The sequence below is a fragment of the Flavobacterium frigidimaris genome, from assembly GCF_002217275.1.
GTDB lineage: Bacteria > Bacteroidota > Bacteroidia > Flavobacteriales > Flavobacteriaceae > Flavobacterium > Flavobacterium aquidurense.
Map to the genome: position 1 here is coordinate 1 of NZ_MUGV01000009.1, position 11,867 is coordinate 11,867.

Sequence of the window (11,867 nt, forward strand, 5' to 3'; positions counted from 1 at the left end):
GCTTATGTACACCCTTTTCCTCCCGAGCAATCGGGAGGAAGAAACTTTCTAAATAAATCTTACTTTTCTTTATCTCAGTATGTTAAGATATTATTTTTAATTATGAATTGTGAATTATCAATTATTAATTAAAAAAGTTACCTAAAGTAACAACGACCTTAAGGTGGTTATTGCGGCGGGGCTCACCTCTTCCCATCCCGAACAGAGTAGTTAAGCCCGCCTGCGCAGATGGTACTGCAGTTATGTGGGAGAGTATGTCGTCGCCTTTCTTTTAAAAACCCTGTTTCTAACGAAACAGGGTTTTTTGTTTTACAAAACAGGCAGTTATGTGGAACCCCCGATAGCTATCGGGGGGCAGTGAAGGCAAACATTTTCAAGTTTTGATTTTATACTTTTTTACTGCAACATGCAGATTTAATTCGCGCATATATCTACGCACTGTATCAGCAGATAATTGGTATCCTGATCTTTGAAGTTCTACGCTTATGCGTTTAGATCCATAACGTTTTTGAGATAATATAAATATCGATACTATTTCTTCCTTGACCATCATTTTCCATTTTTGTCTTTCAGAAACAAATTCATTTTTCCAGTTGTTGTAGCTTCCAAAGTTTACCTCAAGAATTTTACACATCATATAACTTGAATAATTTTGTTCATTTTTAGCTATATATTCAAATATAAAAGGTGGTCCTTTTTGAAGGTAATCTGCTGCTTCTTTAATAATTTTAAATTCAGTATCTAACTCTCTAGTTTTTATTTCAAGATCATATATTTTTTTTTCCTGGGAAGTTAATTTTGTTTTTTCTAGAACAGAGAAATTTTCTTCGCCGTGTATAATATAGTTTTTTCGCCAGTTCCACAACGTGTTGTATGTTATGTTGAATTTTCGTGCGATGTGTACTAGTTTAACTTTTTCAAAACTTAGCTTGACAACTTTTAGTTTGAAATCAGGGTGGTATTCTTTTTTATTTAGTTTCATAAATGTAATTGACGATTTTATTTTTTGGCATTATATTTCTGCATTGAACTCTTCGATTGTTTTATATTTAAGTGCTGAGTGTCTCCTTTTTTTGTTGTACCAGTTTTCTATATAGTCAAATATCTCCGCTCTCATCTCTTTTGGAGTTAATAATGTTTTCTGACTGTATATTAATTCTCTTTTTAATGATTTAAAAAAGCTTTCAGAAACAGCGTTATCGATGCTATTTCCCTTTCCGCTCATACTTTGTACACACTTATGTTGACTAAGAGTACTGGTAAAGAGTTTGTTCGCATACTGTGTTCCGCGATCAGAGTGGAATATTAAACCTTCTTGTATTTTGCGATTGCTTATAGCCATATTCCAGGCAGGAAGAATGGTTGTAGTAGTTGAAAGCAAAGAGCTAAGGTTCCAGCCCACTATTTTCCGGTCATATAAGTCTATTATGACGGTAAGGTATAAAAAACGTTTTTCGATCTGTAGATAGGTGATGTCGGAAACCCAAACCTTTGAAGGTTTATCTGTCGTAAACTGCCTGTTAAGTATATTTGGCGAAATATATAACGTATGCTTTGAATCTGTGGTAACTTTGTACTTCTTTTTAACTTTACGTTTAAGACCAAGCTGCTTCATAAAAAATGTAACCTGATCTTCTGATATATGTATTCCTCTTTTGCAAATCTCTCTGGCGATTAAGACACAACCACGGTATTGTTTAAATTCATAAAAGACAGAAGTTATTGCATCTTTGTATAGGCTGACCTGTATTTCTCTTTTTGAGAGAGGATACTGCATCCTTAAATTATACATTGAAGTAGAAACCCCTAAAACCTGACACATTATACCAATGGGGTATTTATTTTTGTTTTGATGGATAAAATTGTACAGCTCTTGTTTGCTCTGAGGTTTTAATTTTATAACTTCTCTAAGTATCACTAATCTTAATTGCGATTCTGCAAGTTTCTTTTCTGATTCAAAAATCTTTAAATCCTCATAATAAATTCTTTTTTTACCTAAGCCAGGAAAACTACCCTCTTTATATTTTCGATAAATTGACCTCCATTTAGAAAGCAATTTTGGTGATATTTCAAGTTCGTTGGCTGTGTCAAGAACATTTCTTCTTTCATAACTCAGCAGAACTGCCTTCATTTTAAAGTCAGATGTGTGACGTCGTTGTATTTCTGCCATCTTATTTGAAAATTAAGTGATATTGTTTTTTGTTGATTTTTGATAATATAATTGCGTCCGCACTACGGACGTAATTTATTTTAAGTTTAAAACGTTTGTGTTAATCCTAAAAGAAAGTTTGATACATATATTTATAACTGTGTGAACTTACTTTTAGTATTTTTGTTTTTGTAAGATACATTTTACGAGACTTATTATTAATAATTATGTGATGGCGGATAAAGAAAATAATATAACATTTATTGAAATTGATTTACTTACTGAATTATCTCAACTTGTTGAGCAAACTCAACAGCAAGTTATCGTTCAAAACAATAGTTCTTTAACATTGCTTTTTTGGCAAATTGGTTTTAGAATTAATGAAACTATACTTCAAAATAAGCGCGCTGAATACGGAAAACAAATTGTGCCGACACTGTCGGCACAATTGGAAACTAAATATGGTAGAAGTTTTACTGAAAAAAACTTAAGAAGAATGCTTCGTTTTGCAGAGCAATTTTCAGATAAACAAATGGTGATAGCACTTTCTCAAAAATTAAGTTGGTCACATTTCATTGAATTATTGCCCATAAAAAATCATGACGCTATGATATTTTATGCAAATCAAGTAAGCAACCAACTTATGAGTGTAAGGTAGCTTCGAAAACAAATAGAAAAGAAAACTTTTGAACGTACAACAATAGCAAATGTACAAATACCTGCTTCTGATTATAATTTAAAATATAGTTTCAAGGATCCTTATTTATTGGATTTTCTAAATTTAGGGAATGCTTATTTAGAAAAGGATTTAGAGCAGGCAATATTGTATGAATTAGAAAAATTCATTCTTGAGCTTGGGAAGGGATTTACATTTGTGGAACGTCAAAAAAGAATGATAATAGATGGTGAAGATTTTAATTTAGATTTACTGTTCTATCATCGTAAATTAAAACGACTAGTAGCAATTGAATTGAAGTTAGGGAAGTTCCAAGCTAAACACAAAGGACAAATGGAGCTTTATTTACGATGGTTAGACAAGTATGAAAAGCAAGAAGGTGAAAATACTCCAATTGGATTAATACTCTGCGCCGAAAGTAGCCGTGAACAGATAGAATTACTTGAAATGCATAAAGACGGGATAATAGTTGCTGAATACTGGACCGATTTGCCACCGAAAAAACAGTTTGAAGAAAAAATTCATTCATTATTGACAGAAGCAAAGGAAAAAATAGAAAGAAAATACCTGTCTGAATAATTTCAGATCCAATTATGTCCGCACTGTGAACACAATTTAAATTAAAGGACAATTAATTTATTAAATAGTTTTTTTAAAATTTAAAAAACTGCAGTAAATTATTTTTACAATATGACCTTTGAATATTCGAACCCTAGGTCGATTGAACCTGTCAATACTGGATTTTTACTTTTGTAAAAGGGAAGTGCCACGATTCTGCCAAAAAAATTAAATGTCAATTTCTTTCTTATATTTCCTTTCTGTCCTCTTGAAAATTTGCCAATTCTTTGTTGACTTCTTCCAGTAATTGCTGCTCGGTTGGAAGATATAAATGATACTGGCTTGCAATAATACTTTTGTTGCTTTCAGGTAATGTGAATTTAACTACACCGTCATTTTTATTAGCGCAGAGCAATATTCCAATTGTAGGGTTTTCATTCTCATTTTTCTCGATTCGGTCATAATAGTTGACATACATCTGCAACTGACCAATATCCTGGTGAGTAAGCTTATGTGTTTTGATTTCTATCAAAACAAAGCATTGAAGTAATCTATTATAAAATACCAGATCTACAAAAAACTCATCTCCATCAATATGAATTCTTTTTTGTCTTGCAACAAAAGAAAAGCCATTTCCTATTTCCAATAAAAACTCCTGAAGATGCGTTATAATGGCCTGTTCAAGATCTTTTTCATAATAAGAAGCTTCACGTTTTAAACCTAAGAATTCCAAATACATCGGGTCTTTGATAATCTCCCGGGCATCTGAAGGCAAATTTTCATTTTTAGCAACTGCCAGGACACTTTCTTTATCACTGCTCATTAAGAGGCGTTCATATAAACTGCTGTTTATTTGACGTTCCAATTGACGTGATGTCCAATTGTTTTTTACACTTTCAGCAATATAGAACTCTCTTTTTTCTTGAGTATCAATTGATAATAAGAACTTGTATTGTGTCCAGCTCAATTGTGTCCGCAGTGCGGACACAATTGGAAAAGTCCTGTAAAATTAACGATACCAGTTTAATTGACGGTAAGAAAATCCACTGCCATACTCGGGCTGTAATTGTTCTGCAAGAAATCTAATTAAGTAAGTTCCATAATCAGCTCTTTCTTTTCCCTGCTGTTCTTCCTCAAAAATACGTTTCCCAATAGACCAGTACATTCTGGTTCTTTCGTTATCAACTGCTCTAATTGCACTCTCTTTTGATGTCGCAATTATTGCCTTTATATCAGGAATTATGGATTGGTTTTGAAGCATTTTTTTTTTAAGTAAGGAAGTTAGTTGTAGTTTGCAAACATACAAAAAAGTAATAAAAACAGATAAAATCAAATGGGTTGCTACGAAATGAAAGTAGTAGATTGTTTTGTTAAAAATCTGTTTTTTACGCATTTGTGCTGTTTTTATTCAAGAGCAGAATTTCTTTTGGAAGTGTTGTAGATATTTTTGATATAACCAATCACTGATTTTTTTGCTCTTACCGATGCCTAGTTGCTATGGTAAATTAATTTTGTTACGTCGTGAAAAAAAACACTCTCAGCTACTACTGAAGAGTACAAAAAATAAATTGTGCCGACATTGTCGGCACAATTAGAAGATAGATATCGGAAGAACCTCGAAGAAAACAATCTTTGAATTATGTAATATATAGATCTGTCTACAGATAATGAATTTTGTCGTGACAGTGTCACGACAATTAAGTTTGCCTCTCTTCTTAGCAATTGATAGTTACTGATATATTATTTGCTAGCTGAAGTAAAAACTTTAATCGAAAGAGTTTTTTTTTAGTAGCGGTATTCTAGTATGAAATTTTCTTTCTGCTAGTAGTTAGTAATGTTTCGAACTTAAACTCTTAAATATTTGTTTCACAGGGTTTTAATTTGGTCCTGGGTCTGAATGCACCTATTTTGCACCTAAAATAAAATAATGTTTTCTTATGTAATCTATTTTATAAAAAATTTAGAGACTTATAGGACATAAATTTTACAACGGTTATGAGTGCGAGATGTGGACTTGACGGGATTACAATCGAACACCTTATTCCTATATTAATGTTCTTCGATGGCTTAAAAGAATATCGTGATAAGCCTTGAAATTAAAGGTTTTTTTAGATTTTTAGTGATTTTTAAAATCATTAAGAGTGCATAATTTTATATCAGATTTTTAATGGGTTGAATAAAAAATAATTTTTTAAGTACGAAATATACTTTAAAAAAGTACTAAAGGTGTTCGACAGTCGAACACTTTGACTTAACTACTTCAGAGCAAGTTATTGCTTAAAAATAATGTTCGAAATAATTTTGCGACCATAAAATAAATTATGCTGATCGAATACATCCAAGAAGATATTCTGGTAGCTGATCAATAGAAGCACAGGAATTATTAAGGATTAGATAGTATTCAATTCTGACAAGAAAGTACCAGACTCTTAAAAAACGAATCCATAGGTTTGATTTTAAAACACTAAAAGTTTTAGAATGCAAAAAATATATCATTTATTAAAGAAAATAATAGCTTGCTTTTCAATCCTGTTACTAAGTAACTGCATTAAAATTTCAGAAAATAGAAAGCATGATAAAGAAGAAAACATTGCTGCTTTTGATTGGTTTCGTTATGAAGGTAACGACGATATTTATAAAAAACTTTCTTCTGATAAAGAAAAATATTTAAATCCGATTTTGGCAGGATTTTATCCAGATCCAAGTATTTGCAGGGTCGGTGATAAATTCTATCTGGTAAATTCCTCTTTCTCTTATTTTCCAGGATTGCCAATTTTTGAAAGTACAGATATGGTCAATTGGAAACAGATTGGTCATGTCATTGATCGCTCAGAACAACTGGATCTTAAGCTTGCCGTTTCAAAAGGACTTTATGCACCAACTATCAGATACAACAAAGGAATTTTTTATCTAGTCTGTACGAATGTTGATGCCGGTGGAAATTTTTTGGTAACAGCAAAAAATCCGACTGGGCCATGGTCAAATCCGATTTGGCTCCCTGAAATTGAAGGAATTGATCCGGACATTTTTTTTGATGACGATGGTAAAGTATACATCACTCATAATGGTCCGCCGCCACATAATATTTCAGTTCATGAAGGTCATAGAGCCATTTACATGATGGAATTTGATCTTGAAAAATCTAAAACTTTCGGGGAATCAAAATTGGTTGTAAATGGAGGAACAGATATGTCTCAAAAACCAGTTTGGATTGAGGGTCCGCATATTATTAAAAAAGACGGATTTTACTTTATGATTTGTGCGCAAGGCGGAACAGAATACAATCATTCTGAAGTAGTTTTTAGAAGTAAAAATATTTTTGGTCCTTACATTAGTTTTCCAAATAACCCAATCTTAACCCAAAAAGATTTAGACAAAACAAGAGAAAATCCTGTAACAACAACGGGTCATGCCGATTTTGTTGAGTTACCAAATGGCGATTGGTGGTCAGTATTTTTAGGCTGCAGACCTTATGGTGACGATCTTTATAATACCGGAAGAGAAACTTTTATGCTTCCTGTAAAATGGAAAGAAGGCTGGCCGGAAATTATAGGAGGTAAAGAACCAATTCCATTTCAATTGAAAAAGCCGAATCTTCCTTCATCAAAAGAAAACATTCCGCCAATGAATGGAAATTTTATTTGGCAGGATGATTTCAGTAAATATAAATTAGATTTTAAATGGAATTTTATTCGAACGACTTCTGAAAAATGGTATTCACTGCAAAAAGGGAAATTACTAATAGAAGCGAGAAAAGAATCAATTCAAACTGAAACTAATTTTTCTTTTATTGGAAGAAGACAGCAGCATCTGAATTTTGATGTTTCAACTAAAGTGGATTTTAAACTTAAAAACAAATCTGAAGCGACTGGTTTAGTAGCTTTTCAAAACGAAAAAAGTTATTTTATTTTAGGAAAACGTCTCAATGATTCAGGGAAACAAGAAGTTTTTGTAGAACGGGTTTCCAAAATAATAAATAACGGAAAAGGGGAAATAATCGCTAAAAAAGTTTTGAAAGAAAACTCAGATTCGGTTTTGTTTAGAATTGAAGGGAAGGCGGGTTTATTCAATTTTTATTATAAAGAAAAAGAAAATGATTCCTGGATTGTTCTCCTAAAAAATAGTGACACTACAATTTTAAGCACCAAATTTGCCGGAGGTTTTGTAGGAACCTATTTAGGGATGTACGCTTCCGGTAATCATTTTATTACAAAAGAGTAATCTGTAATAATGTAGTAAAAAAAGAATTCAAAGAATAACTTTTAAATGTATTAAATAATTATACATTGCGCTAAAAAAATAAAAGATTCAAAATTTTATAATTAAAAAATGGATAAAACTGCAAATTACCGGTATTTGTTACAATTGACTATTATTGCCACTTTTGGTGGTTTTCTTTTTGGCTATCACACTGCTGTTATTTCGGGTGCAGTCGGATCACTAGAAAAATTTTTCGTACTTCCTTTTGGCTTAGATGAAACTGCTGCAAGTTCACGTTTAGGATTTGTGGTTTCCAGTGCCTTAATAGGTTGTATAATTGGAGGACTTTTCAGCGGATTTATAAGTAAAAAACTAGGCAGAAAAAAAGGATTAGTGCTTGCAGCCGTTTTATTTTTAATTTCTTCAATCGGTTCGGCTGCGCCAGAGTTATTCATTAAAACAGTTGGAACCGGTGATCATACTTTTATAAACTTTTTTATGTTTTATAGAACAATTGGTGGAATTGGGGTTGGATTGGCTTCTATGCTTTCGCCTTTATATATTGCTGAAATTGCACCCGCAGCAAGCAGAGGTAAATTGGTTTCAATGAATCAGTTTGCGATTATCTTTGGGATGCTTGTCGTTTATTTTGTCAATTATTTTATTGCAAAACAAGGAGATAGTAATTGGTTAGATTCGATAGGCTGGAGATTTATGTTTGCTTCTGAAATTGTTCCGGCAGTTCTTTTCTTAGGATTATTATTCTTTGTTCCGGATACACCACGATCTTTAATGTTACAGTCGAAACCTGAGGAAGCGCTTGCGGTTTTACAGAAAATAAACAATCCTGAAGAAGCCAATAGAATTTTAGGAGAAATCAAAAGTACGCTTGTAGATCATTCCGGAAAACTATTTTCTTATGGTTCAGCGGTTATTATTTTTGGTTTACTGCTTTCTTTTTTTCAGCAGTTTGTGGGCATAAACGTCGTTTTATATTATGCACCTGAAATATTCAAAACAATGGGATCCGGAACCGACAGCGCTTTATTGCAGACTATTATTGTCGGCGCCGTAAATTTATTATTTACAGTTGTAGCTATTCAAACCGTTGACAAAGTAGGCAGAAAACCCTTAATGATTATTGGGGCATTGGCAATGGCTGCAGCAATGTTTGCGCTTGGTTTGTCATTCTTTAGTCATTCTGTGGGAATTGTTGCTTTGTTATGCATGCTAGTTTATGTAGCCGGTTTTGCAATGTCCTGGGGACCTGTAACCTGGGTTTTACTTTCTGAAATGTTTCCAAATAAGATCAGAGGAAAAGCAATGGCAGCGGCAGTTGCCATGCAGTGGATTTCAAATTATCTGGTTTCCTGGTCTTTTCCAGTAATGGATAAAAATAGTTATTTAGTACAGCAATTCAACCATGGCTTTGCCTATTGGATATATGGTTTTATGGGAATTCTGGCGTTGTTTTTTGTATGGAAATTTATTCCCGAAACCAAAGGAAAAACTCTCGAAGAAATGGAAAATTTATGGGATAAAAGGAAATAAACAATTACAGATTAAGCAATATCCGGAATTTCAAAATAAGACTCCTTTTTGTATAGAATTCTATACTTTGAAGGGGTCATTTTTTTAAGTTTTAAAAAGTGTTTATTGAAATTGGCAATCGTCTGGAAACCACTGTCGTAGCAAATATCAGACACAGCAAGATTTGTTTCCAACAGAAGATTACATACATGTCCGATTCTAATTTCATTTAAAAAATTCACATACGATTTTTTGGTACTTTTCTTAAAATAATTGCAAAATGCAGGTTCGGTCATTCCGGCGAGATCAGCAATATCTTTAATCTTAATCTCATTCTGAAAGTTCTGAATACTATAATTAAAGATCTTTTCAATCCTGATCTTTTCTTTAATATTATGAAACGCAATCTGCTGTTCGGTTAATTTAGTATAACAATTTTTCTTTGTTAGGATTGCCAGACATTTATAGAGTAATAAAATACGTTTGTGTGAAGAAGCATCTTGCATCTTTGTAATTAACTTTCCGAGCTTTAATTTATGCTTTTCGTTAATCTTCAAACCTAATTGAGAAGTAGCAATAAGTTGTTTTATCTCCAGGTTTTCAGGTAAGTTTAAAAAATCAGTTCCCCAAAAGTCTTCTTTAAATTGAATAACTATTGCGCTGGTTATCATGTTTTTATCTCTTTTTTGGAAAGTGTGCGGAACATTAGGTCCAATGAAATAAACATCGCCCGTTTTAAACTCACTTACATCATTACCGATAAAGCCCAAACCTTCGCCTTGCGTAAACAAAATCAGTTCATTTTCAATATGCTGATGCCAGGTTACCTCAAAGTTGGGTGTGCAGTACGTTCTGGCAACAAACGAATTATTTTGCGATAATGGTAATTTTTGTACATGTGGTTTCATAACATAGAAATTTTATTACAATTATTTACGAAGATAATCAAAAATATTAAAATAGTTTATAAACTAAACAATTCTGGAGCAGTTTGTTCGTGAAAATCTCTTTTTATTTGCAATGTTAATGATTTATTAATAAAACTAATAACCCAAAAATGACAGAATCTAATCTAAATATAAAAGAGCAACGTGAGTTTTATGACAAAAACGGTTACCTCATAGTATCAAATCTGCTTACTGATCTTGAAGTGGAAACACTCAAAAATGAAAGCAAAGAAATCTTTAAAGGAAATCGTGGTTTTATCAAAGGTTTAATCGAACCATCAGAAACTGAAAATGATGATGATATCTTAAAAAAATATGTAGCAATTCATTTTCCGCATAAAATTTCAGAAGTTATATTTTCATATTTGAAACATAATAAAATTGTAGACGTTCTTCAGAATTTAGTTAGTGAGAATGTAAAATGCATGCAATCTATGTTGTTTGTAAAAGCACCTGGAAAAGCGGGACAATCATGGCATCAGGATGAATTTTATATTCCAACTAGAGATAAATCTTTAGTTGGTGCATGGATTGCCATTGACGATGCAACTATAGAAAATGGCTGTCTTTGGATTATTCCCGGATCGCACAAAGAAGGTTATATCATGCCAAGAATAAAAAATACCAATGAAAATTTTGCCGACGTTGACACGGTTGATGTTTCAAAATATTCTGAAGATCAGATTATTCCGGTAGAAGTAAAAAAAGGTTCTGTTGTTTTCTTTAACGGATATACGTTACACAGTTCACTTAGAAATAAAACTGAAAGTAATTTTAGAACCGCTTTGGTAAATCATTATATGAGTGCCGAATCAATGCTTCCGTGGGATCAGGATGGCAGGCTGCCTGCATCTGATGATTTACGAGATATTGTTATGGTCGCAGGAACTGATCCGTATTCGTATAAAATGATTGTTGATTTGAATAAACCTTTTTTAAGGCCGGAAGTTTTAAAAATAAAATCAACTCTATAAAACAATGTATGAATATTAATTTTTTTTGCCCGCGCTGGGGAAATGAGGATTTAAAATGGGAGGATTTCTTTATAAAAGTAAAAAATGCTGGTTTTGATGGTGTTGAATGGGCAATTAATAAAGAAGTTACCAGAAATAAAATAAAAGAAATTTTGCAAACGGCCAAAGAATATAATTTAATCATGATCGGACAGCATTTTGACACACAAAATGCCAATTTTGAAGAACATTTAGAAAATTATCAGAAATGGTTGGAAAAAGTTTCAGGATTAGATTTTTATTGTATTAATTCGCAGACCGGAAAAGATTTTTTTAGCAAAGAACAAAATGAGAAAATTATTGAAGCCGCTAAACAAAACGAATTAAAAACAGGAATTTCAATTTATCATGAAACCCACAGAAATAAATTTTCGTTTGCAGCGCACATAACAGCGGTTTATTTGAAGGAAAACCCGGAATTGAAAATAACATTAGACGCTTCGCACTGGGTAAATGTAGCAGAATCATATCTCGAAGACCAACAACAGGCCATGGATCTCGCGATATTGAGAACAGAACATATACATGCAAGAATTGGACATACAGAAGCGGTTCAGGTTTCTGATCCTTTTGCACCCGAATGGAACGAGGCTTTAGAAAAACATCTTTTTTGGTGGGACGCAGTCATCAAAAGAAAAAAAGATAATGGTTCTAAAATGAGTATTACAACAGAGTTTGGTCCTGTGCCGTATATGCCCGTTTTACCCTATACGAATCAGCCTGTGGCAAGTCAGTGGGACATTAACCACAAAATGATGCAGTTTTTAAAAAAGAGATATGCCGATTAAATTTAA

The 11,867-nt window shown here is 32.6% G+C and carries 10 protein-coding genes, 1 rRNA gene and 1 pseudogene; 7 read left to right on the forward strand and 5 right to left on the reverse strand.

The features are described from left to right. Positions 1-159 precede the first annotated feature (159 nt). Positions 160-269: ribosomal RNA gene (gene rrf / locus B0A65_RS04665) — 5S ribosomal RNA — on the forward strand. A gap of 104 nt (positions 270-373) precedes the next feature. Here the strand turns inward: rrf and B0A65_RS04670 are convergent. After that, positions 374-982, reverse strand: a complete 609-nt coding sequence (locus B0A65_RS04670) for a transposase (RefSeq protein WP_074662361.1) — start codon at positions 980-982, stop codon at positions 374-376. A 30-nt stretch (positions 983-1,012) separates the two neighbouring features. Beyond that, a complete protein-coding gene (locus B0A65_RS04675; RefSeq protein WP_074662358.1) occupies positions 1,013-2,170 on the reverse strand; it encodes an IS3 family transposase in 1,158 nt (385 codons plus the stop codon). Between the two features lie 211 nt (positions 2,171-2,381). On the opposite strand from B0A65_RS04675, the gene B0A65_RS23460 reads away from it, so the two are divergent. Beyond that, positions 2,382-2,807 carry a DUF1016 N-terminal domain-containing protein gene (locus B0A65_RS23460; RefSeq protein ID WP_242670232.1) on the forward strand — a complete coding sequence of 142 codons (426 nt, stop codon included), beginning with the start codon at positions 2,382-2,384 and terminating at the stop codon, positions 2,805-2,807. A 57-nt stretch (positions 2,808-2,864) separates the two neighbouring features. Continuing rightward, complete coding sequence (locus tag B0A65_RS23465) at positions 2,865-3,404, forward strand: DUF1016 domain-containing protein (protein ID WP_262490016.1); 540 nt, start codon at positions 2,865-2,867, stop codon at positions 3,402-3,404. Positions 3,405-3,630: 226 nt separating this feature from the next. Here the strand turns inward: B0A65_RS23465 and B0A65_RS23470 are convergent, their stop codons facing one another. Together B0A65_RS23470 and B0A65_RS23475 are read right to left on the reverse strand one after the other, a co-directional pair. Then, positions 3,631-4,206, reverse strand: coding sequence for a DUF1016 domain-containing protein (locus B0A65_RS23470; RefSeq protein ID WP_262490017.1), 576 nt, complete (start codon positions 4,204-4,206; stop codon positions 3,631-3,633). 18 nt (positions 4,207-4,224) lie between these two features. Then, positions 4,225-4,776, reverse strand: a pseudogene (locus tag B0A65_RS23475) (DUF1016 N-terminal domain-containing protein); the annotation flags it as partial. A 1,085-nt stretch (positions 4,777-5,861) separates the two neighbouring features. Between B0A65_RS23475 and B0A65_RS04690 the strand changes: the two are divergent. Both B0A65_RS04690 and xylE read left to right on the forward strand, forming a co-directional pair. Next, the gene (locus B0A65_RS04690) at positions 5,862-7,604 is read left to right on the forward strand and encodes a glycoside hydrolase family 43 protein (protein ID WP_074662356.1); all 1,743 of its coding nucleotides are present in this window, start codon (positions 5,862-5,864) and stop codon (positions 7,602-7,604) included. Positions 7,605-7,712: 108 nt separating this feature from the next. Further along, complete coding sequence (gene xylE / locus B0A65_RS04695) at positions 7,713-9,134, forward strand: D-xylose transporter XylE (protein ID WP_074662353.1); 1,422 nt, start codon at positions 7,713-7,715, stop codon at positions 9,132-9,134. A gap of 11 nt (positions 9,135-9,145) precedes the next feature. Here the strand turns inward: xylE and B0A65_RS04700 are convergent, their stop codons facing one another. Then, the gene (locus B0A65_RS04700; protein ID WP_074662350.1) at positions 9,146-10,021 is read right to left on the reverse strand and encodes an AraC family transcriptional regulator; all 876 of its coding nucleotides are present in this window, start codon (positions 10,019-10,021) and stop codon (positions 9,146-9,148) included. Between the two features lie 149 nt (positions 10,022-10,170). Here B0A65_RS04700 and B0A65_RS04705 point away from each other — a divergent pair, with 149 nt between their 5' ends. Next, complete coding sequence (locus B0A65_RS04705; RefSeq protein ID WP_074662348.1) at positions 10,171-11,034, forward strand: phytanoyl-CoA dioxygenase family protein; 864 nt, start codon at positions 10,171-10,173, stop codon at positions 11,032-11,034. 8 nt (positions 11,035-11,042) lie between these two features. Then, positions 11,043-11,861: a sugar phosphate isomerase/epimerase family protein gene (locus tag B0A65_RS04710; RefSeq protein ID WP_074662345.1), complete on the forward strand. Its 819-nt coding sequence runs from the start codon at positions 11,043-11,045 to the stop codon at positions 11,859-11,861. Positions 11,862-11,867 lie beyond the last annotated feature (6 nt).